A 25,653-nucleotide genomic window follows, 5' to 3' on the forward strand; every position below is an offset into this window, starting at 1 on the left:
CGACGGGTGACCAACGCAGAGCGTGACCGCTGGTTGCAGCCGCTGCCGACGCCAGCTGAGGCGCTAGAGGTCTACCGGGAGGGTCAGCGGTCGCGGCCTGGTGCCGGTAACCCGTACGCCGGACGGCGAGTACTAGGCGGGATCTGGGCGACCGGGAATCGTGAGGCGTTCCGGCGTGAGTACGACGCATGGCAGCTACGGGAGGCCGAGCGGCGTCGACAAGCGCACGTCGAGGCCGAGGCCGGCGACGACTGACAGCGCCACTCGCAGCCGGCCGAGCCCTACGCGGTCTGCAAAATTGCGTGAGAACGGCGACCGTCGTCGGACACAGAGGCACGTCGAAGCGGCCGCGCGCCGGCCGCCGGCGCTCACCCTGCGCTGGGCTGGGTGTGGTGGCTATGACGCTGGTGGATATTCCGGTTCATTTGGTGATCAAATTCTGATCCGGCTATCTGACTCGCGGCAGAGTCGAGGGGCACCCAGACCCGGCGCGGAGGGGCGTGAGGCGTCGGTGGTGGCCAGGAACCGGCCTGCGTCGAGTGCCTCGCCGAGCGTGTCTGCACGCGTGGGTTGTCCGTTTTTGTGGGGTTGTGCCGCTCTGTTGGGAAAGGGGCTGTCGCGGCCTGTGTGGCCCACCGATCGGGTTCGTCTCGCTATGCGGCCGGGCCTGCCGTCGTGCGTCTACAACGTTCTGCGAGCCGCGCTCGGGTCGCGGCGGCTGATGTGGGCGACAAGTCCGTGATCCGTGGCGAGGGCGTGCAGTTGTTGGGCCGCTTCGTAGTCGACGGTGAGACCGATCGCATAGGCGGGGATGCGGACCCGATAGCTGTGCCGGTGGCCGGACGGCTCCCGATCGGGTGTGGGGTTCGTTGTGTGACGGGCGAGCGCTGCGCGGACTGCGGGGCGGCCGATTCGGTAGTAAGCGGCGAGATCAGTGTCGGCCCAACCGAGCGAGGCGAGTCGGTGCATTTGGGCGTCGCGTTCGGTGCGCCACGGAATCGACCCGTATTCGCCGGCGTTGTCGAGGCGGGCGCGGAGGTCGTCGAGGAACTGTTGCCCAATTTGGTCGTCATCCTCGTCGTCGGGTGGCGGGTAGCCGCCGGGGTTCGTGGTCATCGTCGGGGTGTTTCCTCTCTGGTGGGGGTTGCCCATCTGTGGGTGTTCCCTGGTCCGTCCGGCCCGTCTCGTTGCTCGGGTGGTCGGGTTCTCTTCTCCGCTCGTTCCTCGCTTCGCTGCCGCGAGAACCGCTCCGGTCGTTCCTCCCTCCGCGAACCTCTTGGCTCATGGTGAGAGTGCTGGCGCGTGCGAGAGGGCTACCGTCACCGATTTCGTCCGGCGTGAATCGCGGAGCGTTAGCGGAGTGATTCGTGGCGGCACGGAGCGAGGTACGAGCGGAGCAGAAACGTAACCAACCATGTCCGTCTCACTTCCCGAGTCTCAGTCCCACCCCCTAAGGGTGTGTGGTGGGTGAGACTGGTGACCGTGGGGTGAGACTTGGGTGAGACCGAAGTGAGACTCATGAGACTTTCCACTGAGCTACTGCGGTCGACGTAAGCGAGTGGCGGTTTCCCGACTTGACCACTGTTCCGGCCTCTACCAGCGCCTTTAGGCGACGATGAACGGTCGCCTTCGGGACCTTGGCTGCCTCGATAAGCTGGGTCGCGGTAAGACCTGGACGCTGACGCAGTGCGTCACAGATGAGAATGTCGGACTGATTCACCGAGGCGGAAGTCTCACCCATTCGTGAGACACAAACGAGGGTGCTTCGCGCGTTCTCGGATTGGCGCGGCATAGCGGTCTCGGATACCTGATGCTCGATGAGTTGGTAGCGGTGTGAGCAGCCGGACGGGGCGTCTTTGTGCTTTTCGCAGCAGACCGTGACCGCGAGGTCTTTGCCTCGCACAATGCGCAGATCGGACCACACACCGCCGTCCCATGCGGTCGCTCCGCGCGGGGTGCTGCCGGTTCTACCGGTGTGGTGAATTGCGAGAACTGTTGCTCCGCTGCCGGCGCATATCTGTTCGGCGGCGTCTACTGCTTTGGCCTGCTCGGTGTTGCTGTTCTCTTCCATGCCTAGGGTGCATTTCGATCGGGTGTCGAGGATGACGAGCGCGGCGCGCAGGTGTTCTGCGAGTGCAGCCGCCTCAGCTACGTCGGTGGTCCTGTGGCCGAGTTGTACCGGTACGGGCAGAACATGGAGTGTCGGATCGAGTACGCCAGGGTCGACGCCGTGGTGTTCACACCACGCAAGGATGCGGGCACGCAGTCCTGCAGCGCCCTCGGCTGCGACGTAGATGACGTGCTCCGGTTGGCCTGCCGGTTGTCCGTCGAGGTCTGTGCCGGCGGCGACAGAGCAGGCGACAGCAATCGCGAGGAACGATTTGTAGCTGCCCGCTGGACCCGATAGCTGGGCGAGCGTTCCGCGGTAGAGCAATCGATCGACGAGCGGAGTCGGTGCGCGGAGTCGCGCGAGCGATGAGAGCGTGAGCAGCCTATCGGCGAAAGACGTGCGCGTGGAGAGACGCGGGCCATGCGCAGAGAGGCCGCCTTCGTCGGCAGGTTCGTCGGGCAGCGGTATGCCCTCGGGGTCGGGATCGGGGTCGATCTTGAGTGCTTCGAGCGTGGTGGTTGCGGCCTCGGTACCGATGGTGGTCGCTCTTTCGGCTGGGCGGCGTTCGCGGGCTTGCTGGGCCCCGTCGGTCTGCTGGTCTTGGTGTGCGCGGACTCGTCGCATGTCGTCGGCGATCTCGGCGCGTGGCCGATTGCGGCGCTCTGCGCGTGGGCTCATGACTGGGGTCTCCTGTCGCGGATGGTTCGGCAGGCACGACAGACGCGGGCAGTGCGACCGTTGGAGCGCTGGACGATTCGGGTGTTGTCGGGGCTGTAGCGGTGGCCGTGGGCGCAGTGCGCGCGACTGGCCAGCGGGTGCCGTCCGTTCTCGACCGTGAGCCTCCCGAGATCGACGCGTGTGCCCCACGTGAGGTTGACGAGCCGGTTGTCGTCGGCTCGGGAGTTGCGGTGCAGTGCTTCGTGACCGGCCGGGCACGGCCCAATGAACGCAGCCAGGACAAGCCTGTGGACGCGGGCACTGCGCTTGCTGTGGTCGCGTCCATAGAGGCTGACGACGAGGTGGCCGGCGCTGTCTCGGGCGGGTGAGATCAGTTGCCCGGTCCGGTGTGTCGTGCGTCCATTGGTGCTGACCATCGTGCGGTCGAGGGATCGGATACGGCCGAGGTTGGACGCTTCGTAGACGCCGGCGTAGCCGGGGATCGCTCGCCATTCCTCGCAGGCTGTCGGGCGGATAGACTCGGCGACGCCTTTGTTGGAGAGGCGTTCGAGGGCCGGCACACGTCGCCGGCCTTCGTCGTTCGCGGGCATCGGAGTGTGGCTTGACTGTCAGGCGGTTTCGGTGATGCTGCGTTCGATGAACTCGTCGATATCGCTGGTGCGATACCGGATCGAGCGGCCGAGAAGGACGTAGCGCGGCCCCTTTTTCTCGCTACGCCACTTTGCGAGTGTCTGGACTCCAACGCTGAGTCGCTGAGCGGCAGTCTTCGCGGTGAGTAGCACGTCGGTGGTACTGGCTTGTGCGGTCATTGAAGTATTCCATTCTTCGATGGGTTGACAGTATTGCCAACCATACACATATTGGCATTACTCTAGTGACAACCCTTTGCATATTGCGATACTGTGACGCTCGTGATTGATGCTGATATCGGGAGATGGATACAGCGACGCCGAGCGCAACTCGGTGTGTCGCAAGGCGATCTGTCGCAACGCATGCGCGAAGCCGGCGTGAACTGGTCACAGGGCACGCTGTCGCGGGTCGAGAACGGCGATCGGCCGCTACGATTCTCCGAGGCTGACGCACTCGCTGCAGCGCTGGACACCACGCCCGATCTCGTCGGCATCCACACCGAGGGCATTGCCTCGACTCTGCTCGAACGGCTCGGCGACGAGGCGAACGGCCTCGACGAGTTGATCAGCGAGTACGAGGCCGAACGGCAGCAGTGGGTCGATGCCCACGAAGTAGTCGCATCAATTCAAGCACTCGCTGAGGGCGCCGACCTTCCCAACGTCAGCATCGCCGGCCTCGGGCTCTCCGACGGCGACGCGAGTGACCCATTCCGCCCGAACGCAGTGGCTTTGCTGACCAAGGTGCGAATGTTCGAGGTAGTCGAGCTACTGCGGTACGCGGGCGCAACCGACGACGACCTTGCCGGGATCACACCGCCAGCATTCGCGAACAGCCCGAAGGCTCGCGGACAGAACGCCGACGAAGAATGGCTACGCGAGTCCGTGTCGCCACTCCTGCAGCGGCTACGGGCGGATCGGCTGCCGCCCGATCGCAAACGCAGACGGAAGGGTTCGAACCGTGGGTAGGCGTCGACTCGAGATCGGGGTGCCGGGCAAGGTCACGCGCGTGCAGATCGGCAAGGACCAGTGGCGTGCACGGTGCCGGGTCCGCTGCCGTGATGGGCAGGTGCGCGTAGTGCAGTCAATCGGGCCGTCGGGCGCGAAAGCCGAAGCGGCAGTGCTCGAACGGGCGACGCGGGTCGCCGACGACTGTGGTGTCGGGCTCAAACCGTCGTCGTCGGTGCGGACGTTGGCCGACCAGTGGATTCGGGCTGTCGAGACCAGGGGCAAGGTGTCGCCGCAGTCGATCGCCGAGTACCGGCGGTACGTCGCGATCATAACCGCTGGCATCGGCGACCTCGAATTGCGCGAGGCGTCGCCGTCGAGGCTCGACCGGTTCGTCGCCGACGTCGCCGCGGATAGGCCCGCCAAGGCGAAGATGCTGCGGACGTTGCTGCGGCAGATGTTCGCGCACGCAATCCGACACGATGCGGTGACCGGCATGAATCCGGCGCGCGAGATGGAAGTACCCGAGTCGCAGCGCGAAGCCGTGCGGGCGCTCACCCTAGACGAACTGCGCGCGTACCGGGAGCACGTGCGGCTGTGGGAGCAGCAGCCGTCGACCTCGACGGGTAGGGGCGGCCGACCGCGGGTGCGTGGTCTGCTCGATCTGATCGACCTACAGTTGGCGACCGGTGCGCGGATCGGTGAGCTGCTTGCGTTGCGTTGGTGTGACGTCGACTTCGAGGCGTCACCGGCGACGGCGACGATCTCGGGCACGCTGGTGCGGCTGCCGGGCCGGCAGGCCGACGGTGGCGGTCTCGTGCGGCAGCCTCATCCGAAGACTGCGGCCGGTTGGCGAGTGGTGACGCTGCCGGGGTTCGCGGTGGCGACGCTTATGCGGTTGAAGGTTGCGGCCGAGCCGAACGCGCACGACGTGGTGTTCGCGTCGTCGGCGGGCACACTGCGCGATCCGCACAATGTGCGTCGGCAGCTGCGGGATGCGCGCGGTGAGACATTCGCCTGGGTGAAGCCGCACACGTTCCGTAAGACGGTCGCGACGCTGGTCGAGCGTGAGGCGTCGCTGACTGACGCGGCTGCGCAACTTGGGCACTCGGGGACCGAGGTCACGACTCGGCACTATGTGCAGCGGGCGCAGGTCGCACCGGATCTGTCGGGCATCCTCGACCTCCTCGCGCCGGCCACCGGCGAGGGTGGGATGACTTCGACGAAAACGGTGACTATTCGGTGACTTCGACCGGTCAGATTCGGTGAAGTAGAAACACCCCGCACCTGTTTACGCAGGTAGCGGGGTGTTTCTGGAGTGCGCCCGTAGGGATTCGAACCCCAAACCTTCTGATCCGTAGTCAGATGCTCTATCCGTTGAGCTACGGGCGCGTGTTATTCAGTTGTACCGCCGTCGGCCGACTGCGGTGGCGGAGGCGAGAGGATTTGAACCTCCGGTCCCGTTTTAGCGAGACAACTCATTAGCAGTGAGTCCCATTCGGCCGCTCTGGCACGCCTCCTTGGCGGAGTCCTTTCGAACTGCCGGACGAAAGATTACACACCCGTCGCGTCCACAAGCAAACCGTTTGGTCAGAGCCGGTTTTTGCCCCTTCGGCGGGGCGGCCTACATTGGTCTGGTGAGCTTGCGAATCCGCCCCGATCTCGACGACCTTCCCGTCTACGTACCGGGCAAGACGTTTCCCGGGGCCGTGAAGCTCGCGAGCAACGAGGTCACCGAGGGTCCGCTGCCCAGCGTCGTCGACGCCATCGCCGCAGCCGCGGCGGGAGTCAACCGCTATCCCGACAACGGGATCGTCGAACTCACCGCAGCGCTCGCCAAGAAGCTCGGCGTCACCGAGGACGAGGTCCAGGTCGGCTGTGGATCGGTGATCCTCTGCCAGAACCTGATCACCATCACCAGCGGCCCCGGCGACGAGGTCGTGTTCGGCTGGCGATCCTTCGAGACGTACCCCCTCGCCACGCGGGTCGCGGGCGCGACGCCGGTCCAGGTGCCACTCACCGGCGACCTCACCTACGACCTCGAGGCGATGGCCGCCGCCGTCACCGAGCGGACCCGACTGATGTTCGTGTGCAACCCGAACAACCCGACGGGCACCGTCGTCGAGGCGGCCGACCTCCGCACGTTCCTGCAGAAGGTGCCGTCGGACATCCTGGTCGTGCTCGACGAGGCGTACTTCGAGTACCTGCGACTGCCGGAGAGCCAGGCCTACGACGCGGTCGAACTCCGCCGAGAGTTCCCTAATCTGGTGATCCTGCGCACCTTCTCCAAGGCGTATGGCCTCGCCGGCCTCCGCGTCGGTTACGCGATCGCCGACCCCGAGGTCATCACCGCGCTGGGCAAGGTCCACGTGCCGTTCTCGGTGAGCAGCGTGGCCCAGGCCGCCGCGACCGCGAGCCTCGAGGCCGGAGACGAACTCCTCACCCGGACCGACGCCGTGGTCGCCGAACGTGCGCGCATCACCGAGCGTCTGCGCGCCGCCGGCTACCGGGTGCCCGACTCACAGGCCAACTTCGTCTGGCTCGATCTGGGCGACGCCGCGATGGACTTCGCCCGGGCCGGTGTCGACGCCGGAGTCGTGATTCGTCCGTTCGACGGTGACGGCGTCCGCGTGACTGTCACCAATGCGCTCGAAGGCGACGTCTTCCTGGCCTTCGCCGAGAACTGGGACGGTCCGCGCGCCTAGAGACCGCGGGCGATCGTCGGCCACGCCACCGCGAGGTCGCGTTCCCAGTAACCCCAGGTGTGTGTGCCGATGAGGCGGAAACCGTCGGTGTACGGGATCCCCGCGGCGCGCAGGGTGACCGCGAACTCCAGCGAGCAGCGGTAGGCACCGAGCTCGAGAGCCGACGACGACGCCGTCACGACGTCGCGGGTCCCCTCTTCGGGTTCGATCCGGCGCTGCAGGTCGAGCGGGCCGATGGCGCCGGAACCGGCGGAGATGAAGATGTTCTTTCCGCGGAGTTTGTCCAGATGGTGGTTCGGGTCGTGCGCACGCCATCCGGCGGAACCGAACGGCCCCCACATGTTGGTCGCGTCGCCGCCGTCACGGCCGACCGTCGAACGCACGTACGCCTCGTTGAACGGACCCGAGACGGGCGGACAACCACTGAGTGATGCGACACCGGTGTACATGGACGGGTTCCGGACGGTGAGCGCGAACGCCGCCTGCCCACCCATGGACAGACCGACGATCGCATTGCGCCCGTTCCCGTTGAACTTCGCGTCGATGAGTGGGGGCAGCTCCTTCGTCAGGAACGTCTCCCACATCGGTTTGCCGAGCTTGGCGTCACGCTGCTTCCAGTCGGTGTAGAAGGTGCCCGAGGCTCCCGCGGGCAGCACCACGTTGACGTTCTTGTCCGCGAAGAATCGGCCGGCCCGCCCCTTGGTGATCCAGTCGCTTATGTCCTTGTAGTTGCCGGCGCCGTCGAGCATGTACACCGTCGACCGTGGGTACGTCGCGCCTGCGGGAGTCAGGACGGACACGCGTATGCGGTCGTTCATGGCCGGGGAGTACACCCAGATGTCGGTGCGCAGGGCACTCATCTTCACGGTCTTCGCGATGCGGGCGACAGGTTTCGGTTCGGTTGTCCGCGGTGCCGCGTGGGCCACCACGGGAGTCAGCGCAGCCGCCATCACCACACTGGCAAGCCCCGCGATCAAACGCCTCGAAATCACGTCAAACTCCCTCACCCGGCACATCCCCCGACCGCACCGGAAGTCCTCAGTCGCCATGCATGTGACCGCGCCTACCGACTCGGACGCATGCCGGACATCTAGACTGTCAGACTACCTGCCGCTCGGCAGGGCGAGAGGCCGCGAAAGTGGCCGTTCCGAGACCAAACACCACACAGTCGGTGTCCCCGAGTGAAAGTCGACGATGCACAAGCCACCGAACGGGCAGAACTCACCGAAGGGAACTCTCGACGGCAGGCCCGAGGACGGGGGTCTCGATGACGCCGGGTACGCATTCGTCGCCGAGGTCGGGGTCCGGTGGTCGGACATGGACGCCTTCGGGCACATCAACCACGCTCGCATGGTCACCCTCATGGAGGAGGCGCGCATCGAGTGGCTCCTCAGCGCCGGCGAGGAGTACGCCCCGCTGATCACCAGCGCGATGATCGTCCACGTCGACATCCGATATCAGGCGCAGCTCCGGCACGACGATTCCCCGCTGCGAATCGGCATGTGGATCAAGCACTTTCGTTCGGTCGACTTCACCATCGGCTACGAGATCCGAGGCGCACACGCCGATCCCACCGGCCGACCGGCCTGCGTGGCGAGCACCCAGATGGCGGTCGTCGACGTCGAGAAGCACACACTCCGGCGCCTGAGCGTCTCGGAGAAGGACTACCTCAAGACCTGGTCACGACGGCTCGTAACGAGCCGGTAGCTCCCGGGGAACCGCGGGCGAGATGCGGGCAATGTTGCCCTGCAACACATCTCGATAGATCCGAAGCTGCTCCTCACCGCTGCGCACCTGCTCGGTGAGACGCATGGTGTTGTCGACGGAGATCTCCCGATCGCCCGACCGAGCGATCAGCTCGTCGATCCGGTCGTCGAGGGTGAACGCCTTGTTGTATTCGGCGAGGACCTGGAGTTCGACGGCCGCCGATTCGACGACGTGCGCGACCTCGCCGAGCGCCTGTACCCGGTCGATGAGTTCGCTCCACACCGGGCGGAGCGTCGTCTCACGCTGGTCGATCTGCGCCGCGAAGGTGCGGTCGAATCCGCCGTTGCGTTTCGCGCGGTCCAGGTCGATGCGGACCGCGCGGAGCGCGATCACGTCCGCGGCGATCTCGGCGAGCTCCGCATGCAGGTTGACCTGGGTGCGCTGCACCTCGAAGTGGTCGGAGCGCCACGCCGGATTTCCGACGATGCGGTCGTAGTAGTGGCCCGCGATGAACAGCAGCGTCTCGTAGCCGTCGACGAAGTGCGCTGCACGCGGGGCGCCGGCCTGCGCGTCCCGCCCGGTGGCGAAGAGCTGATCCGCCCACTGCCCGGCCTGCGGGTTCCCGGACTTCGCGGCGACCTGTCCGACGACCCCGGCGATGCGGTCGATGGCCGCCGTACCCGCGCGTCGGACGTAGCCCGAGGAGTTGACGTTGGGGGTGGGCGTGCAGAGCAGCCCGGAGAACAGCCGCTCACGCTCCTCGATCTCGAGGTAGACGTTCTCGCGGCGCTCGCGGCGGATCGCCCGGGTCCCCGAGGCGAGGACGCCCTTGGCGGTCACGATGTGCTTGCGCGCGTCGTCGCGGCGTCGTTGGAGGCCGTTCAGCCGGTTCCGCATGACGGCGCCGACGACGCTCGGCACGACCGGGTTGGACAGCTGGTGCTCGAGTTGGACGATCGCCCTCTGCAGGCGGCGCAGGTCGCCGAACCCGGCGGGCACCGTCGGCATCGGCCGGCCGGTGGAGATCCTCCGCACCACGATCGCGCGGCCCCCTGGCGTCAGGTAGCCGGCAGCGATGAGCAGTGCGGCGGTGTCGGTCAGCTCGCGGCGCTCGCCCGGCAGCGCCGACCGATCACACCACTCACGGATCTGCTCGCTGCTGCGCGCAGGCATCCGCTGCCCTCGCGAGCTGTTGTCGACCATGCCACTGCCGCCTTACCTGGGAGAATCGGTGCGCCCCCGTTTCCGCGAACACCGTCTCCGATGCTACCCGCGGTTTCCGACACGCCTGGGTGGACGTGATCTCGCCTCCTCGCGCAACCTCCTGTCCGGGGTGTCACGATGTGCACATGACCGATTCCGTCGCAGCCGGCACCGGACAGAGCGGCAGCGAGCGGGTACGCGGCCAGATCTGGCGGGACGGCGAGGCCCTTCACGAGTTCGCCCCCGATGGCTTCGACCTGGATGTGATCTCGGACTGCCTCGATGGCGCCGACCACGACACCCTCATCTGGGCCGACCTGGAATGCCCCACGCACGAGACCCTGTCGCGGGTCGCCGCGGAGCTCGACCTCGACCCGTTCGCGGTGGAGGACACCGTCGCGGCGGCCGAACGCGTCAAGACGGTGGTGTACTCGGGCCACACGTTCGTCATGGTCTATGCGATCGCCCTGCACGACGGCGTCTCCTCGTCCGACGGGACCGAGGCGGCCGATGAGGTGACGGAGAGGGTGGCGGGGACCGACTTCCGGGCGTCGTCGAACAGTCGCGCGCGGATGTTCGACCTGCACCGCATCTCCATCTTCGTCAAACAGAACGCCCTGATCACCGTGCGTCCGACCCCGGGTTTCGACATGGACGAGGTCGTCCGGCGCTGGCGCGAGAGCGGCGCGATGCAACACGGCATGGGCGCGCTCGTCCACGGACTGCTCGACGTCGTCGTCGACGGCCACTTCGACGCGGTCCAGCGTCTCGACGACGAGATCGAGGACCTCGAGGCGCTGCTCTTCGACGAGCGCGTTCCGGGCCGGGAACTCCAGCGCCGTACCTACGATCTACGCAAGGACCTCGTCGTCCTCCGTCGGGTGGTGTTACCCATGAGGGAGGTGATCGCCGGCATCCAGCGGCGTCGATTCGAGAACCACGCCCCGCCCGAACTCGACCCCCACTTCTCCGACCTGTACGACCACGCCCTCCGCGCGTCGGAGTGGACGGAATCGTTGCGGGACATGATCACCACCGTCTTCGAGACGAATCTGACGCTCGCCGACGCGCGGTTGAACACGGTCATGAAGAAGCTCACGGCGTGGGCCGCGATCATCGCGGTGCCGACAGCCATCACCGGCTTCTACGGACAGAACGTGCCGTTCCCGGGATATCTCAACACGTTCGGTTTCATCATGAGCATCTGTCTGATAGTTGTTGTCGTGCTGGGTCTCTACATCTCCTTCCGACGCCGCGATTGGTTGTGACACGACGTTGAACTCCCCTGCCATCTCGATCGAGGGACTGACCAAGCGCTTCGGCGCGGTCACCGCGGTCGACGACCTCTCCTTCACCATCGCGCCGGGCCGGGTGACGGGCTTCCTCGGACCGAACGGATCGGGCAAGACCACCACCCTGCGGATGCTGCTCGGTCTCGTCGAGCCAACGGCCGGGCGTGCGCTCATCGGCGACCGCCCGTACCGGCAGATCCGCCGGCCCGCACAGGAGGTCGGCGCCGCGCTCGAGGCGTCGAGCTTCCACCCGGGCCGCACGGGTCTCGGACATCTGAAGACGCTGGCACCACAGGTCGGGGTGTCCACGGCACGCTGCCAGGAGGTGCTGGACTTCGTCGGACTGACCGAGGCCGCGGGCCGTCGTGTCGGCGGCTACTCGATGGGTATGCGCCAGCGCCTGGGCCTGGCCACGGCGTTGCTCGGCGATCCCCGCGTCATCATCCTCGACGAACCGGCGAACGGTCTCGATCCCCAGGGCATCGTCTGGCTACGCGGCCTCCTGCGATCGCTGGCCCACGAAGGCCGGACCGTGCTCCTGTCGAGTCACGTTCTGGCAGAGGTTCGTAGCACCGTCGACGATGTGGTGGTCATCAGCAACGGTCGACTCGTGCGCGCGTCCACCCTCACCGAGTTCGAGGACCTCGCCGTCCACGCCGTCGGGGTCCGCACCCCGAGCCCCGCGTCGTTCGTCGCCCTGGCCCGCGACCGCAACTGGAGCATCGAGGACGCCCCCGGCGGCTTCCGCGTACACGGTGTCGATACCGCGACGGTCGGTTCCGCCGCGTTCGGCGCCGGCATCGAGTTGCACGAACTCGCCGACGCCGGTGCCGATCTCGAAACCGTCTTCCTGCAACTGACCGGATCACCGACGCCGTCGATGGGAGCTGTGCGATGAAGGCGGCACTGGTCGCGGAGTACCGCAAGTTCGTCTCCACCCGGATGTGGTGGGTGCTGCTCATCGCGATGGTCGGGTATCTGGCGTTCATCGGTGCGGTCCTTGCCTTTTCGATGACCGCCGACAATGCGATGAACCAGCCGGTGCTGCTCTCGGGAGGCGATCTCGCACGATCGATCTACGCGTTGACCTCACCGATCGGATACGTCTTCGCACTGGTGATCGGCAGTCTGGCGGTGACCGGCGAGTTCCGGCACAAGACCATCACGTCGAGCCTCCTGGTGGAGCCACGACGCGGGGTCCTGTTGGTGGCCAAGCTGATCGCGGGAGTCCCGATCGGCGCGCTGTACGGCATCCTCGGCACGCTCGCGGTGGTGGCGACCGCAGCCCCGGTCCTCGCACTTCTCGGGGACGGCGCCTTCCTCGGCGACGGTTCGACCATCGAGGTCATCGCCCTGTCGATGCTCGTGATGGTGTTGTGGACGGCGCTGGGCGTCGCCTTCGGCGCGGTGGTCTCCAACCAGGTCGCCGCGATCGTCATCCTGCTGGCCTTCACCCAGCTCGTCGAGCCGATCGCCCGGATCGCCCTGGCCGCCTTCGACGCCACGGCGTCGGTGGCGAAGTTCCTTCCCGGTTCGGCGGCCGACGCGCTGGTGGGAACCAGCTTCTTCGCCAGCATGGGTGAGGGTGCCGCGGACCTGCTGCCGCAGTGGGCGGGCGCGATGGTGATGCTGGCCTACATCGCGGCGTTCGCGGTCGTCGGCCGGTGCACGACGCTGCGACGCGACATCTCGTAGCGGTTCCCGACACCGTTGCGATCAGATCACAACATCTGTCCCATCTGTCACTCCTGACCCATACTCGACGGGTTGGCGACCGACGACGAGGGGATGCCGCATGCGACGACGTCGAACACTGACCGGGGCCTTGGCCGCGGTCGGAGCGTCACTGGTAGCGCTTGCACTCATCCCGGGTGTCCCGTCCGCCATCGCCGACGAGGACACCGCTCGTATCGTGTCGAAGACCGCCTTCGACGGCCGCGAGCGCCTGAAGGTCTGGTCGCCGTCGATGGGACGCGAGATCACCGTCGACGTCCAGCATCCGGCGGGTGACACCAAGCGACCCACGCTGTACATGCTCGACGGAGCCGAGGCGCACGACGAGGAATCGGGCTGGTACGCGATGACAGATCTGCAGAAGCTCGCGGCCGGCGAGAAGCTCAATGTCGTCACCCCGGTCGGTGATCCGCACAGCTATTACACCGATTGGCGCACAGTCGATCCCGGCGTCGGCAAGAAGTACATGTACGAGACGTTCCTGACCGGGGAACTGCCCCCGCTGATAGACGAGGAGTTCGACGGCAACGGGCGCAACGCCATCGCCGGGGCGTCGATGGGCGGGGTCGCGGCCCTGACCCTCGCCACCCGCCGGCCCGAGCTGTACAGCGGCGTGGCCGGTTACAGCGACTGCGCCAATGTCTCCAGCCCCCGGAACCAGCTGCTCACCCGGTGGGACGTCAGCCGCGGCGGCGGCAACGCGACCAACATGTGGGGCCCGCCCGGCGACCCGGAGTGGAGAGCCCACGATCCGTACGTGAACGCGGAGAAGCTACGCGGCAAGACCATCTACATGTCGTCGGGCAACGGCATCCCGGGCCGATACAACAACCTGCTGTCCGACCCGATCGACGAGACCGTCCAGGGCATGATCGGCGAGTTCGGCAGCTGGACCTGCACCGGACAGATGAGCAACCGCCTCGCCCAGCTGGAAATCCCGTACACCACCAATCTGCGGTCCTCCGGAACCCACAAGTGGGGTTACTGGAAGGACGAGCTGCAGGTGTCCTGGCCGATCCTGATGCGGTCGGTGGGCCTGCGCTGAATCGGCTCGCGCCGCCCGCTCAGGCCGGCCGCGGGATCGCCGCCGACACGCTCTGACCTATCCACAGCGGCACCTCACGGGCGACGTCGGCCGTGGCGTGGACCTCGGCTCGGTCGGCGCTGAGCGCGTACAGCCAGTCGATGTCGCCTCGCCAGATCTCGGTGAGGGTTCTCAAATCGGTCACGACCGTGGCATCCACCTCGTAGCCGGGATCGAAGTCGCACACCTGCGCATCGTCCCCCGACACCACCAGATACCAGGTGCGCGCCTTGCCGATCACATCGCGAAACATGAACTGCACCATGGTTCGCCGGCGCGGCCAGCGATCGACCGGAATGGTCCGTCGCATGTCCCACATCAGCAGGTGAGGATCGAGATCGGCGTCGCCGAGCTCCCCGACCCAACGAATCCCCCACGCGCTCAACGCCTCAACCACCGTGGTCAGCTCCTGACCCATGTCCGTTAGTGAGTACACCGAACGACCACCGACCTCCGACCGGTGGATGACACCCGCCCGTTCCAGACTGCGCAGGCGCTTGGTGAGCAACGCCGGTGACATCTTCGGAACGCCGCGTCGTAGTTCATTGAAATGACGGCTCCCCAACAGCATTTCGCGGACTATCAGGATCGTCCACCGCTCGTCGAGGAGCTCCATGGCCTTGGCCACCGGGCAGAACTGTCCATACGACGTCATCGCGTCCTCCCTTACGTCGTCGGTTCCAAGTACACACCCGCCACCCCGCGATGACCAGTACAGAATGTGAACCGGAATCGGTACAGATGTTGGTCTAGAGGGATGGGGTCGACGAGGCGGACGCTCGTTGTGTCCGGATACGAACATCGACACGACCAACACGAGGATTCATCATGACCACGACTCCCACCCCGTTCGACGCCGAGATCAAGGCGCGCCACCGCAAGCTCTGGGCGGCGGGCGACTACCCGCCGTCGCCGACCTCATCGCCCCGCTGGGCAGGCGACTCGTCGACGCGCTGCACATCCGGTCCGGCGAAAAGGTCCTCGACGTCGCGGCCGGCGCGGGCAACGTCGCTGTTCCCGCGGCCCGGGCAGGCGGGCACGTCGTCGCCACCGACCTGACACCCGAGTTGCTGGAGACCGGCGAAGCGCGGCACAAAGACCTGGGCATCACCTGGCGCACCGCCGATGCCGAGGACCTCCCGTTCGACGATGACGACTTCGACATCGCGACGTCCTGCGTCGGCGTGATGTTCGCGCCGAATCACCAGAAGTGCGCCGACGAACTCATCCGCGTCGTACGGACCGGTGGAAAGATCGGCCTGATCAATTGGACGCCAACGGGTTTCATCGGTGAGCTGTTCGGCGTGATGAAGCCGTACGCACCGCCGCCGCCTCCCGGTGCACAGCCGGGCCCACTCTGGGGCAACGTCGACCACGTGCGGTCCCTGTTCGACGGCCGCGTGACCGATCACCAGTTCACCACCACCGCCGTGAAGATCAACGAGTTCCCCGACGGCGCCGCGTTCCGAGACTTCTTCAAGGCCCACTACGGCCCGACGATCGTGACCTTCCGCAACATCGCCGACGACCCGGCCCGCGTCGCCGAACTCGACACCGCCATCGCCGCGCTCGCTGACCGGTACATCACCGACGGTCACATGGAGTGGGAGTATCTGCAGGCCGTGCTCACCGTCGTCTGAGCCCGCGATGGGTCACGCGGTCGCGAACGCCGCCTCGGACTCCGGATCGCGCGCGACGTGTAGCCGGCCGATTGCGAAGCAACCGGCCGTGAGGATCGATGAGCCGATCATGATGCAGGCCATCGGGACCGCAGTGTCGTCACCTGCGAGACCGCCCAGCGGGGACAGCGCACCGCCGACGAGGAACATGATGCCGCCGAGTACCGCACTGCCGGCACCGGCAGCATCGCGAGTGTGTTCCATCGCGAGGGCGGCCGCGTTTCCGAAGACGAAGCCGATCGCCGTCGCAACGACGAACAGCGGGACGACCAGCAGCACCGGCACCGGCGACACCGCCGCGCCGAGCACCCCGAACGACGCCAGGATCAGAACCGGCAGGCTGAACTTGATGGTCGTCGCCGGGTGGACCCGGCGGCGCGACAGCCGGGAGGAGACCAGTCCGCCACCCATCATCCCGAGTGCATTCACCGCGAAAGCGCAGCCGTACACCAACTCCGACGTCCCGATGACGTTCTGGTACACGAACGAGGAGCTCGAGATGTAGGCCATCAGTGCGCCGAACGCGAACGCCTGCGTCAGTACATAGGCCATGAAAGCAGGGCGCTTGAGCCGGCCGAGCAAGTCCCCGAACCGAAGCCGCGGCGCGCGTCTCGTCGCGGGCAGCGTTTCCGGTACCGACGTGACCGCACCGATCAGTTGCAGGCACGCGGTCGCCAGGATCACCGCCAGGACGCCGCGCCACGGAACATGGCCTGCCAGAACGCCTCCGACGAGGGGCGCAACGACCGGCGCGAGGCTCTGGATGCTCATCATCAGGGTCATCGACCGGGCACCGGCGAAGCCGCGCTGGAGGTCGGCGATGACCGCTCGCGCGATGACCATGCCCGACGCAGCGGCCAACGCCTGCACGAACCGCGCCCCGATGAGCACTTCGATGTTCGGCGCCGCGACCACCACGATGCCGGCGACGACGGCACCTGCGGAACCGATGACCAGCGGGAGACGTCGGCCGACCCGGTCCGAGATCGGCCCCCAGATGATCTGACCGACGCCCACACCGATCAGGAATGCGGTCAGAGTCAGCTGGACGCGGGTCGCGTCGGTGTGCAGCGCGTCCTGGACCTCGATGAACGAGGGCAGGTAGAGATCGGTCGCGATGGGCGCGGTCGCCGACAGGAGCGCGAGGGTGAACAGGAGGCGCGCGCCCAGGCCGTCGCCGGTGGTCGGTGCAGAGCTCGTCACCGGCGGGAGATTATCAGCCGAGCGAAGGACCTGCGGGTTCCGGATCGGTCGGTGCCGCAGTTCCGGCGTCTTCGAGTTCGGCGTATTCGACGACCAGCGGCGCGTGATCCGAGAGCCGCAGGTCGGGCGCGGGTTCCTTGTCGACCTCGACCCACCGCGCCCGACGCGCGAGTCCGGGAGTCGCCAGGTGGTGGTCGATACGCCATCCGACGTCCTTGACGAATGACTCCCCCGCCCAGCTCCACCAGGTCAGCGGGCCCGGTCTGTCGCCGTGCAACGCACGCACCACGTCGACGAGCCGACGAGGTCCGGCGATCTCACCGAACCACTCCCGCTCTTCGGGCAGGAACCCCTCCATCTTGCGGGCCGCGCGCCAGTTGGTCACGTCGTGTTCGAGATGGGCGACGTTGAGGTCGCCGAGCAGCAGGAACTCTCGGCCGGCTCGTCGTGCCGCGAGCCGGTTGCGTTGCAGTTCGCGGGCGAAAGCGGCCAGAAACCGTTGCTTGCGTGCGTGTTTGGCACCACCGTCGGGCTTCTCCCGCATCGAACCCGGCCGCTGCAACTCAGCGGGCAAACCACCCTTGGGTAGATAGATGTCGGCGACGGTCAGCGGCCGGTCGGCCAGATCGACCTCGACGTAGCGCCCTTCGTGTGCGAAGGCGTTCAGCCCGCGCGCCTTCGGCGGGTGAGTCAGCCAGGTGCGGACGGCGGCAGGTGCGCGACGCGTCAGGATCGCCACACCGTTTCGGCCCGGGATCGTGCCGACGTCGATCGCCGCCGTGTAACCGGCGAACTCACCGACATCGCCTATCCCGCAACGTAACTCCTGCAGACCCACGACGTCTGGATGGCGCTGCGCAAGCCAGCCGTCAAAGCCGCGACGTCGCGCGGCCCGAATCCCGTTGACGTTGAACGACGCAACCGTGAAGCCTGCTCCCACAGCCTCAGACATCGCGAACGATCGGGGTCAGCGTCGGCCGCTTGGGCTCACGGCCGTCACCGAGGGACACCCCGCGGAACTTGCGGATCAACCACGGCGTGAAGAACTCCACCGCCCAGCGAGTGTCGCGGACCAGGGCGGCCACCGGATGCGGCGTCGGAGCGGGTGGCAGCGGGCTGCCCCAGTCCGGCGTGCTGTCGGGCAGTCCGAGGGCGTGCGCGGCGGCGTCGGCGAAACGCTCATGCCCGAACGGCGACGCGTGCAGACGGTCCGTCGACCACGACCGCGGGTCCGTCAGCACCGGCCCGGAGTGGAGGTCGACGAGGAGGAAGTCGTAGGTCGCGGCGAACTCGCGATTCATCTCGTTCAGCTCCAGCAACCGGGCTTCCTTGCGGGCTGCGAACGGAATGGTGCGAACGATGTTCGGGAAGGTCGACACGATGACCGTGGCGCCCGAACCCGCCAGCCGCCGATAGATCGTGTCGAGGTCGGTGCGCACCTGGTCGAGGTCGGAGCGGCCGATCACGTCGTTCATACCGAGCGGAGCGGCGATGAGGTCCGGTTCGAGAGCGAGTGCCGGTTCGAGTTGATCCTCGAGAACCTGCCGTGTCCGCTTCCCACGGATGGCGAGGTTCGCGTACTGCAGATCCGGGTTGAGCACCGCCATCCGCTCGGCGAGGCGATCGGCCCAGCCGCGGAATTCGTACTCCGGGTGCGGGTCTCCCAGACCCTCTGTCTGACTGTCACCGATGGCCACGAATCGCGAGTACTGCACGGCGAAGATCTTAGGACTCCCCGGTGCGTGTCGCGCCTCACAACCGGATCGGCGGGAACAAGGTCCTGAGTTCTCGTTGCGGTTTGTGTCGGCTTGCGGGACAAAACGCAACGGCTACTCGGGGGCCGCCTATTCTCAACAGCCCCCGAGATGCAGCGGAAGCGGAGGGATTTGAACCCCCGGTGGTTTCACCCACGCTCGCTTTCAAGGCGAGTGCATTCGGCCGCTCTGCCACGCTTCCCTGACCAGCAAGAGTACGTCAGACACGGACATCGGCTGGCACCACCCCGTTGCGCCCGTACTCATCTGTTCGTGGGCAGCTCTTGACCAGTCAGTCGTCCTCACCCTCGCGTTCACGCCGCGCCGCTTCGATCACCTCGGGTGGGGCCGGCTTCCGCAGCCAGGCCTGCATCCGTAACAACCCGCCGGCGATCGTGCCGACGGCGATCACGGTGATGACGATCCAGAACAGAGTGGACATGAGGCCATTGTCCGCCCATCGAGGTCGGGCGGACACCGGTTCGGCCCGCGCCCCGGTGTGGAACCATCGACAGAGTGAAAGCCATCGTCGTCGAATCCGAGAACCTGTCCGTGCACGACGTGCCCGACCCGTCGCCGGCTGCCGGTGAGGTGGTGATCGACGTGGTCGCGGCGGGGGTCAACCGCGCCGATATCCTCCAGCGGGCAGGCAAGTATCCCCCGCCGCCCGGTGCGTCGGAGACGCTCGGTCTCGAGGTGTCCGGACGGATCTCCGCACTCGGCGACCAGGTGTCCGGCTGGGCGGTGGGCGACGAGGTGTGCGCGCTGCTGGCCGGCGGCGGCTATGCGGAGAAGGTCGCCGTCCCGGCCGAGCAGGTGATGCAGGTCCCGCGCGGCGTCGACCTCGTTTCGGCGGCGGCACTTCCCGAGGTGGCGTGCACCGTGTCGTCGAATGTCTTCGACACCGCACACCTGAGCACGGGCGAACTGTTGCTCATCCACGGCGGGTCCAGCGGCATCGGCACCCACGCGACGCAGATCGCCCACGCGATGGGTGCCCGGGTCGCGGTCACCGCCCGCAACCAGACCAAGCTCGAGCGCTGCCGCGAGTACGGCGCCGAGATCCTCATCGACTACACCCGCGACGATTTCGCCGCGGTCCTGAAGGAGAACGGCGGCGCCGACGTCATCCTCGACATCATCGGCGCCAAGTATCTGTCGTCGAACATCAAGGCGCTGAACACAGACGGACGCCTGGTGATCATCGGGATGCAGGGCGGCACGAAGGCCGAACTCCCCATCGGCCTACTGCTCGCCAAGCGACTCTCGGTGATGGGTACGACACTGCGCGCCCGGCCCGTCCACGGTCCGGGCGGCAAGGCCGAGGTGGTCGCGGCGACGGTCGGTCGCACCTGGCCGCTGATCGAGTCCGGGAAGGTGAAGCCGGTGGTCGACCGCACTTTCCCGCTCGCCGACGCCGCCGCCGCCCACGACCACCTCAACAGCGGGGACGCCATCGGGAAGGTCCTGCTGACGGTCGAGTAGTCGCGAGCCCTTCGTGGAGGGTCGAAGGGTCCGCTCCCTTCAGGAGCGTCCGGAGCTCCAACTGCCGAACCTCAACTCGACCCGCAGACGTCGGTCGACGTCTGCCGGTCGGGTTGACGTCGACCGGTGGTTGGGTGGGCGACGGTGTCTCACCAGGCCTTCGAGGCTCGTCGACTTCGATGCGCTCCTTCGTCGCTTACTCAGCCCGGCGGCTTGCGCTCCTCGCACCTCAGGCAGCAGACCTGGGTGCGTTGCGCTCTTTCGGATCAGGAAGCGGGGGCGGATTCCCCGTCCGGGGCGTCGACCGCCGCCCGGATCTTGCGGAAGGCGGTGCCCAGCGCGGCGAACTCGTCGGGGCTCATCGCGTCGACGACGAACTTCCGGATGACCCGGTCACGGAGGGTGACGTGCGCGATCAGGGTCTTGCGCCCCTGGTCGGTCAGATGGACGAGGCGGTGCCGGCCGTCGGCCTTGGATTCGAGGCGTTCGACGTCGCCGACCTCGCTGAGCCGCGCGATGATGCGCGACACGGTGCTCACCCGCATGTGCACCGTGTCGGCGACCTCACTGACCCCCAGCTTCGGCGACTGCGAGATCGCCTCGAGGATGCGCAGGTCGGACAACGACAGTCCCCGCTTCACGAACTCGTCATTGATGCGCGCGAACAGGGCCCACCCGCCGTCGACGAGGTTGAGCCAGCTCTCGGCCTCGGCCGAGGTGAGCGATCGTGGAGGACCTGCTGCTGGATCGTCCGTTTTCTCCGACACAACACGACAACATACATTGTCGTTAATTAGGTGCGCGCAATAGTGAATACCGTGCGGGGCTGCGCTGACCTTTATTCAGGCGAGTGAACCAAGGGTCCGGACCAGATGGTCGACTTCGTACGGTGTCGAATACGGGGCGAGCCCCACCGTGACGGCACCCCCGAACTCCGGAGCACCCATCCGCACCAGGGCCCGGTTGGGAACATCGGCAAGTGCGCAGACACCGTTGTCGGCGAGGCGGAGAACCACCTTGTCCGCGCTCACCCCGTCGACCGTGAAGCTCACCAGCGGCACCCGGTTCTCCTCGGTGCCGACCACGTTGATGTGGTTGAGCTGGGTCAGCGTCGTGACCAGGTAATAGGTCAAGCGCTGCAGGTATTCGTAGACGCCGTCGAGCGAGGCGACCAGCCGACGGCGCCGCTTCCCGATGACGTCCTCGTCCAGTCCGGCGAGATGTTCAATCGAGGCCACCAGACCGGCCAGCATCGACCCCTGATGCGGTTCGGGTTCGAGCCGGGCCGGCCCCTTGGCCGCGGGGTCCATCGACATCAGTCGCAGACGGTCGATGACGCGGGGTTCGCGGAACACCATCGCCGACATCCGCGGGCCGCCCCAGCGCTCGGCGGACACCACCAGCACGTCGGCACCCAACTCGTGAATGTCCATGGACAGGTACGGCGCGGCGTTCGTGGCGTCGACGACGAACAGCGCGCCCGCGTCGCGGACCAGCGGCGTGATCTCCCCGAGGTCGGTGATCGCCCCGGTCGTCGACGACGCGAGGGTCACCGCCACGACCTCGGTGTCGGGAGTGACGAGGTCACCGAACTGCCACGCGGGCAGTTCACCGGTCTCCACGTCCACCTCGGCCCATCGGATACGGCCGGCATACCGTTCGGCCGCGCGTACCCACGGCACGATGTTCGGTTCGTCGTCCTGCCGGGTCACCACCACGTCGCCGCGGACGAACGCGTGCGGTGCGAGCGCATCGGCCAGTCCGGCCAGCAACGAGTACCGCGACGGTCCGAGGACCACGCCCGCGGCGTCGCCACCGACCAGATCGGCGATCGCGCGGCGGGCACTGTCGGTGACCTCCGCGGAGGCGCGTGCCGACGGGTACACGCCACCGGGTGCCGCCGCCAGGTGACGGAAGCTGGTGGTCACCGCTGTGGCGACCGAATCCGGGACCTGCATACCCGCCTGGGGGTCGAGGTGAATCCAGCCGTCGCCGAGCGATGGAATCAATCCACGCACATAGGCGACGTCGAATGCCATGGGCACGAGGATAGACGCCCCTCCCCACGGCGATCACCGCGTCGGTCAAGTGCAGATCGGGAACACGATCCGGACGCCGGGGAGGTTTTCGCCCGTGACAATGGGCACAATGGAGTCCATGGCAATCGATGGCACACCAGGACCCGGTTCGATGCCCGGCCGCCCCTTCGGCGCCGGCGACTCCGACAACGTGATCGTCGTGGGCGCGGGCGTCGATGATTCGAAACCCGATGACGAGACGTCGGATTCGACGAGCGTCGCCGACATGGTCGAGCAGCCCGCCAAGGTCATGCGCATCGGCACGATGATCAAGCAGCTGCTCGAGGAAGTCCGTGCCGCTCCGCTCGACGACGCGTCCCGAAACCGGCTCCGCGAGATCCACCAGTCGTCGATCCGCGAGCTCGAGGACGGTCTGGCCCCCGAGCTGCGCGAAGAGCTCGAGCGGCTCGCGCTGCCGTTCTCCGACGATCAGACGCCGTCGGACGCCGAGCTCCGGATCGCGCAGGCCCAGCTCGTCGGCTGGCTCGAAGGCCTGTTCCACGGCATCCAGACGGCGTTGTTCGCCCAGCAGATGGCCGCCCGCGCACAGCTCGAGCAGATGCGTCAGGGTGCCCTGCCCCCGGGCATGCCGGCACCCGGCGGAGCGCACAGCAACAGCCCCGGGCAATATCTCTGAGGCCAGTACCTCTCAACCGGTCGACTCCTGTCGCGGGTACGCTGACTCCTCGTGTCAGCGGTAGTAGACGACGACGCGATTCCCGCGCGTCCCGACAGTTCCGGGTCCCGCACCTTCGCGCGCGGTGTCAGGGACCTCCGCGACGGTCTCGCCAGCCGGGAACTGTGGTTCCATCTGGGTTGGCAGGACATCAAGCAGCGCTATCGTCGCTCGGTGCTCGGTCCGCTCTGGATCGTAATCGCGACCGGCGTCACCGCGATCGCGATGGGTCTGCTCTACGGCGAGCTGTTCGGCATGGACATCAAGGTGTTCCTGCCGTACGTCGCACTCGGGTTCATCTTCTGGAATTTCATCCAGAGCTCGATCCTCGACGGCGCGGAGGTCTTCTCCAAGAACGAGGGACTGATCAAGCAGCTGCCCGCACCGGTCAGCGTGCACGTCTACCGGGTCGTGTGGCGGGCGTTGATCATCTTCGCGCACAACGTGGTGATCATCGTCGTGATCTTCCTGATCTTCCCGCCGCCACTGAACTGGACCGTACTACTCGTGGTTCCCGCGATCGCCCTGTACGTACTCAATGCGATCTGGGTGACCATCGTCTTCGGCATCCTGTCGACCCGCTTCCGCGACATCGGCCAGCTGCTGACCACCGTGGTCCAGTTGGTGTTCTTCATGACGCCGATCATCTGGACAACGTCGAGCCTCGGAAACGCCTCGGGTGAGACCTCGTCGCGATTGAAGCTCGTCGAGCTGAACCCGATGTTCCATTACCTCGAGATCGCCCGGGGCCCGCTTCTCGGCGAGCCGGTGGAGTTCTACCACTGGGCCGTGGTCCTCGGCTGCACCGCGGTCGGCTGGGTTCTGGGCATGCTGGTGATGCGCAACTACCGCGCCCGCGTGGCGTACTGGGTGTAGGGACGAAACTGATGGCCAAGAACAACAACGGCGACAACCGGGTCCGGGTCGACACGTGGGACGCGTGCGTCGACTTCCCGATCTTCGACGCCAAGACGCGTTCGCTGAAGAAGTCGGTGCTCGGCGCAGCCGGCGGTGTGATCGGCTCCAACGCGTCGAATGTGGTCGTCGTCGAAGCGCTCAAAGACATCAACCTCCACCTCAAGCACGGCGACCGTGTGGGGCTCGTCGGCCACAACGGCGCCGGCAAGTCGACGCTGCTGCGTCTGCTGTCGGGTATCTACGAGCCCACCCGCGGCTCGTGCCGAGTACACGGCCGGGTGGCCCCGGTCTTCGACCTCGGCGTCGGCATGGACCCTGAGATCTCGGGCTACGAGAACATCATCATCCGCGGCATGTTCCTGGGAATGACCCGCAAGGAGATGCTGAAGAAGATCGACGACATCGCGGAGTTCACCGAACTCGGCGACTATCTCCAGATGCCGCTGCGGACCTACTCCACCGGTATGCGCGTGCGCATCGCACTGGGCGTCGTGACATCGATCGACCCGGAGATCCTGATCCTCGACGAGGGCATCGGCGCCGTCGACGCTGACTTCATGCGCAAGGCCCGCGGCCGTCTGCAGGCGCTCGTCGAACGCTCCGGAATCCTGGTCTTCGCCAGCCACTCCAACGAGTTCCTCGCCCAGCTCTGCGATCGCGCGCTGTGGATCGATCATGGCCAGATCCGCATGGAAGGCGGCATCGAAGAGGTCGTCGGAGCCTATGAGGGCCCGGGCGCCGCAGCCCATGTCCGCAAGGTGATCGCGCAGGTCAAGGCCGACGCGGAGGGCACGGCCCAGTGACGGGCGCCCAGCCGGAGAAGGTGATCGCGGTGGTGGTGACCCACCTCCGCGTCGAACTGCTCGCCGAATCCCTCGCCGTGGTGTCCGGTCAGGACCGGCCCGTCGACCACCTCATCGTCGTCGACAACGCCGACGAACCCGAGGTCGCGGAACTCGTTGCGGCTCAGCCTGTTCCCACCACATACCTGGGGTCGCAGCGCAACCTCGGCGGCGCCGGCGGTTTCGCACTCGGCATGCTCCATGCGCTGGCGCTCGGCGCCGACTGGGTCTGGTGCGCCGACGACGACGGCCGGCCCGACGGGTCGTCGGTGCTGTCGACGCTGCTCGACTGCGCCAGGCGGCACGACCTCGACGAGGTGTCCCCGGTGGTCGCCAACCTCGACGACCCCGACACCCTCGCCTTCCCGCTGCGTCGCGGACTCGTGTGGCGCCGGAAGCGTTCTGAACTCTTCGCCGACGGTGAGACGCAGGAGGATGACCTGCTGCCCGGCATCGCATCGCTCTTCAACGGTGCGCTTTTCTCCGCGGAATGCCTCGAGCAGGTCGGTGTCCCCGACCTCCGGCTGTTCTTCCGCGGCGACGAGGTCGAGGTGCACCGACGCTTGGTGCGGTCCGGCGTGAAGTTCGGAACCTGCCTGCGCGCCGGCTACCTGCATCCGGACGGCTCGGCCGAGTTCCGCCCGATCCTGGGCGGCCGCATGCACACCCAGTACCCGGACAACGACACCAAGCGCTACTTCACCTACCGCAACCGCGGCTACCTGATGAGCCAGCCCGGCATGCGCAAGCTACTCCCCCAGGAGTACGCCCGCTTCGGCTGGTTCTTCCTTGTACAACAACGCGATCCGAAGGCGTTCGCCGAGTGGGTGCGGCTGCGCCGACTGGGCCGCCGGGAGCGGTTCACGCGGCCCTGAGCCTGGCCTCCAAGATTGTTGCGGCAGTTGGTTCCGCATACCGGAACCAACTGCCG

General features: G+C 66.8%; 27 protein-coding genes, 3 tRNA genes and 1 pseudogene. 15 read left to right on the forward strand and 16 right to left on the reverse strand.

Annotated features, from left to right (window positions below; genetic code table 11):
* Positions 1-6 precede the first annotated feature (6 nt).
* Entirely contained in the window at positions 7-255 is a 249-nt protein-coding gene (locus BLU62_RS32585) for a ribosome modulation factor (RefSeq protein ID WP_139180063.1), read from the forward strand.
* Positions 256-681: 426 nt separating this feature from the next.
* Here the strand turns inward: BLU62_RS32585 and BLU62_RS22365 are convergent, their stop codons facing one another.
* From BLU62_RS22365 to BLU62_RS22380, 4 genes are all read right to left on the reverse strand, one after another.
* Positions 682-1,116, reverse strand: coding sequence for a hypothetical protein (locus BLU62_RS22365; protein WP_074852126.1), 435 nt, complete (start codon positions 1,114-1,116; stop codon positions 682-684).
* Positions 1,117-1,516: 400 nt separating this feature from the next.
* Complete coding sequence (locus tag BLU62_RS22370; protein ID WP_074852127.1) at positions 1,517-2,788, reverse strand: AAA family ATPase; 1,272 nt, start codon at positions 2,786-2,788, stop codon at positions 1,517-1,519.
* Positions 2,785-3,378, reverse strand: coding sequence for an NUMOD4 domain-containing protein (locus BLU62_RS22375; RefSeq protein ID WP_074852128.1), 594 nt, complete (start codon positions 3,376-3,378; stop codon positions 2,785-2,787). The genes BLU62_RS22370 and BLU62_RS22375 overlap by 4 nt, the downstream gene beginning before the upstream one ends.
* Before the next feature lie 18 nt (positions 3,379-3,396).
* Positions 3,397-3,597, reverse strand: coding sequence for a helix-turn-helix transcriptional regulator (locus BLU62_RS22380; RefSeq protein ID WP_074852129.1), 201 nt, complete (start codon positions 3,595-3,597; stop codon positions 3,397-3,399).
* Between the two features lie 102 nt (positions 3,598-3,699).
* Here BLU62_RS22380 and BLU62_RS22385 point away from each other — a divergent pair, with 102 nt between their 5' ends.
* Both BLU62_RS22385 and BLU62_RS22390 read left to right on the forward strand, forming a co-directional pair.
* The gene (locus BLU62_RS22385) at positions 3,700-4,383 is read left to right on the forward strand and encodes a helix-turn-helix domain-containing protein (protein ID WP_159441577.1); all 684 of its coding nucleotides are present in this window, start codon (positions 3,700-3,702) and stop codon (positions 4,381-4,383) included.
* The gene (locus BLU62_RS22390) at positions 4,376-5,608 is read left to right on the forward strand and encodes a tyrosine-type recombinase/integrase (RefSeq protein WP_074852131.1); all 1,233 of its coding nucleotides are present in this window, start codon (positions 4,376-4,378) and stop codon (positions 5,606-5,608) included. Before BLU62_RS22385 ends, BLU62_RS22390 begins: the two co-directional genes overlap by 8 nt.
* Positions 5,609-5,681: 73 nt before the next feature.
* Here the strand turns inward: BLU62_RS22390 and BLU62_RS22395 are convergent.
* Positions 5,682-5,754 (reverse strand) — tRNA-Arg (locus BLU62_RS22395).
* A 36-nt stretch (positions 5,755-5,790) separates the two neighbouring features.
* Positions 5,791-5,882, reverse strand: a tRNA-Ser gene (locus BLU62_RS22400).
* Between the two features lie 117 nt (positions 5,883-5,999).
* On the opposite strand from BLU62_RS22400, the gene hisC reads away from it, so the two are divergent.
* Complete coding sequence (gene hisC, locus BLU62_RS22405) at positions 6,000-7,067, forward strand: histidinol-phosphate transaminase (RefSeq protein ID WP_074852132.1); 1,068 nt, start codon at positions 6,000-6,002, stop codon at positions 7,065-7,067.
* Here hisC and BLU62_RS22410 read toward each other — a convergent pair.
* Positions 7,064-8,056 carry an alpha/beta hydrolase gene (locus BLU62_RS22410; RefSeq protein WP_074853140.1) on the reverse strand — a complete coding sequence of 331 codons (993 nt, stop codon included), beginning with the start codon at positions 8,054-8,056 and terminating at the stop codon, positions 7,064-7,066. The genes hisC and BLU62_RS22410 overlap by 4 nt on opposite strands.
* 205 nt (positions 8,057-8,261) lie before the next feature.
* Here BLU62_RS22410 and BLU62_RS22415 point away from each other — a divergent pair, with 205 nt between their 5' ends.
* Positions 8,262-8,774, forward strand: a complete 513-nt coding sequence (locus BLU62_RS22415; RefSeq protein ID WP_074852133.1) for an acyl-CoA thioesterase — start codon at positions 8,262-8,264, stop codon at positions 8,772-8,774.
* On the opposite strand, the gene BLU62_RS22420 is transcribed toward BLU62_RS22415, so the two are convergent.
* Positions 8,748-9,977, reverse strand: a complete 1,230-nt coding sequence (locus tag BLU62_RS22420; RefSeq protein WP_074852134.1) for a hypothetical protein — start codon at positions 9,975-9,977, stop codon at positions 8,748-8,750. The genes BLU62_RS22415 and BLU62_RS22420 overlap by 27 nt on opposite strands.
* A 146-nt stretch (positions 9,978-10,123) precedes the next feature.
* Between BLU62_RS22420 and BLU62_RS22425 the strand changes: the two genes are divergently transcribed.
* The 4 genes from BLU62_RS22425 (at position 10,124) to BLU62_RS22440 (ending at position 14,048) form a co-directional block, all read left to right on the forward strand.
* Positions 10,124-11,245 (forward strand): magnesium transporter CorA family protein, encoded by a 1,122-nt coding sequence (locus BLU62_RS22425; RefSeq protein WP_074852135.1) that lies wholly within the window; start codon positions 10,124-10,126, stop codon positions 11,243-11,245.
* A gap of 7 nt (positions 11,246-11,252) precedes the next feature.
* Positions 11,253-12,167: an ABC transporter ATP-binding protein gene (locus tag BLU62_RS22430; RefSeq protein WP_074852136.1), complete on the forward strand. Its 915-nt coding sequence runs from the start codon at positions 11,253-11,255 to the stop codon at positions 12,165-12,167.
* A complete protein-coding gene (locus BLU62_RS22435) occupies positions 12,164-12,964 on the forward strand; it encodes an ABC transporter permease (protein ID WP_074852137.1) in 801 nt (266 codons plus the stop codon). Before BLU62_RS22430 ends, BLU62_RS22435 begins: the two co-directional genes overlap by 4 nt.
* A gap of 100 nt (positions 12,965-13,064) precedes the next feature.
* Positions 13,065-14,048 carry an alpha/beta hydrolase gene (locus BLU62_RS22440; RefSeq protein ID WP_074852138.1) on the forward strand — a complete coding sequence of 328 codons (984 nt, stop codon included), beginning with the start codon at positions 13,065-13,067 and terminating at the stop codon, positions 14,046-14,048.
* Between the two features lie 19 nt (positions 14,049-14,067).
* On the opposite strand, the gene BLU62_RS22445 is transcribed toward BLU62_RS22440, so the two are convergent.
* The gene (locus tag BLU62_RS22445; protein WP_074852139.1) at positions 14,068-14,742 is read right to left on the reverse strand and encodes a winged helix-turn-helix transcriptional regulator; all 675 of its coding nucleotides are present in this window, start codon (positions 14,740-14,742) and stop codon (positions 14,068-14,070) included.
* 173 nt (positions 14,743-14,915) lie between these two features.
* Between BLU62_RS22445 and BLU62_RS22450 the strand changes: the two are divergent.
* Positions 14,916-15,727, forward strand: a pseudogene (locus BLU62_RS22450) (class I SAM-dependent methyltransferase).
* 12 nt (positions 15,728-15,739) lie between these two features.
* Here the strand turns inward: BLU62_RS22450 and BLU62_RS22455 are convergent.
* From BLU62_RS22455 to BLU62_RS33075, 5 genes are all read right to left on the reverse strand, one after another.
* Positions 15,740-16,969, reverse strand: coding sequence for a multidrug effflux MFS transporter (locus BLU62_RS22455; RefSeq protein WP_074852140.1), 1,230 nt, complete (start codon positions 16,967-16,969; stop codon positions 15,740-15,742).
* Positions 16,970-16,982: 13 nt separating this feature from the next.
* Positions 16,983-17,921 (reverse strand): exodeoxyribonuclease III, encoded by a 939-nt coding sequence (locus tag BLU62_RS22460; RefSeq protein ID WP_074852141.1) that lies wholly within the window; start codon positions 17,919-17,921, stop codon positions 16,983-16,985.
* Positions 17,914-18,684, reverse strand: a complete 771-nt coding sequence (locus tag BLU62_RS22465) for an SGNH/GDSL hydrolase family protein (protein ID WP_074852142.1) — start codon at positions 18,682-18,684, stop codon at positions 17,914-17,916. The genes BLU62_RS22460 and BLU62_RS22465 overlap by 8 nt, the downstream gene beginning before the upstream one ends.
* 156 nt (positions 18,685-18,840) lie before the next feature.
* Positions 18,841-18,925: transfer RNA gene (locus BLU62_RS22470), tRNA-Ser, on the reverse strand.
* Positions 18,926-19,015: 90 nt separating this feature from the next.
* Positions 19,016-19,165: a hypothetical protein gene (locus tag BLU62_RS33075; protein ID WP_099047878.1), complete on the reverse strand. Its 150-nt coding sequence runs from the start codon at positions 19,163-19,165 to the stop codon at positions 19,016-19,018.
* Positions 19,166-19,239: 74 nt separating this feature from the next.
* Here BLU62_RS33075 and BLU62_RS22475 point away from each other — a divergent pair, with 74 nt between their 5' ends.
* On the forward strand, positions 19,240-20,208 hold the full coding sequence (locus BLU62_RS22475; protein ID WP_074852143.1) for an NAD(P)H-quinone oxidoreductase: 969 nt from the start codon (positions 19,240-19,242) through the stop codon (positions 20,206-20,208).
* A gap of 266 nt (positions 20,209-20,474) precedes the next feature.
* Here BLU62_RS22475 and BLU62_RS22480 read toward each other — a convergent pair whose 3' ends face one another.
* Together BLU62_RS22480 and BLU62_RS22485 are read right to left on the reverse strand one after the other, a co-directional pair.
* Positions 20,475-20,975 (reverse strand): MarR family winged helix-turn-helix transcriptional regulator, encoded by a 501-nt coding sequence (locus BLU62_RS22480; protein WP_084811864.1) that lies wholly within the window; start codon positions 20,973-20,975, stop codon positions 20,475-20,477.
* Positions 20,976-21,050: 75 nt separating this feature from the next.
* Positions 21,051-22,247: a cysteine desulfurase-like protein gene (locus BLU62_RS22485; protein WP_074852144.1), complete on the reverse strand. Its 1,197-nt coding sequence runs from the start codon at positions 22,245-22,247 to the stop codon at positions 21,051-21,053.
* Positions 22,248-22,365: 118 nt separating this feature from the next.
* On the opposite strand from BLU62_RS22485, the gene BLU62_RS22490 reads away from it, so the two are divergent.
* The 4 genes from BLU62_RS22490 to glfT1 are packed head-to-tail and all read left to right on the forward strand — an operon-like array spanning position 22,366 to position 25,597.
* Entirely contained in the window at positions 22,366-22,923 is a 558-nt protein-coding gene (locus BLU62_RS22490; protein WP_084811931.1) for a bacterial proteasome activator family protein, read from the forward strand.
* Between the two features lie 51 nt (positions 22,924-22,974).
* Positions 22,975-23,838 (forward strand): galactan export ABC transporter permease subunit Wzm/RfbD, encoded by an 864-nt coding sequence (gene wzm, locus BLU62_RS22495; protein WP_074852145.1) that lies wholly within the window; start codon positions 22,975-22,977, stop codon positions 23,836-23,838.
* An 11-nt stretch (positions 23,839-23,849) separates the two neighbouring features.
* Positions 23,850-24,683, forward strand: coding sequence for a galactan export ABC transporter ATP-binding subunit Wzt/RfbE (wzt, locus tag BLU62_RS22500; RefSeq protein ID WP_074852146.1), 834 nt, complete (start codon positions 23,850-23,852; stop codon positions 24,681-24,683).
* The gene (glfT1, locus tag BLU62_RS22505) at positions 24,680-25,597 is read left to right on the forward strand and encodes a galactofuranosyltransferase GlfT1 (RefSeq protein WP_074852147.1); all 918 of its coding nucleotides are present in this window, start codon (positions 24,680-24,682) and stop codon (positions 25,595-25,597) included. The genes wzt and glfT1 overlap by 4 nt, the downstream gene beginning before the upstream one ends.
* Positions 25,598-25,653 lie beyond the last annotated feature (56 nt).

The organism is Gordonia westfalica (assembly GCF_900105725.1).
Taxonomy (GTDB): domain Bacteria; phylum Actinomycetota; class Actinomycetes; order Mycobacteriales; family Mycobacteriaceae; genus Gordonia; species Gordonia westfalica.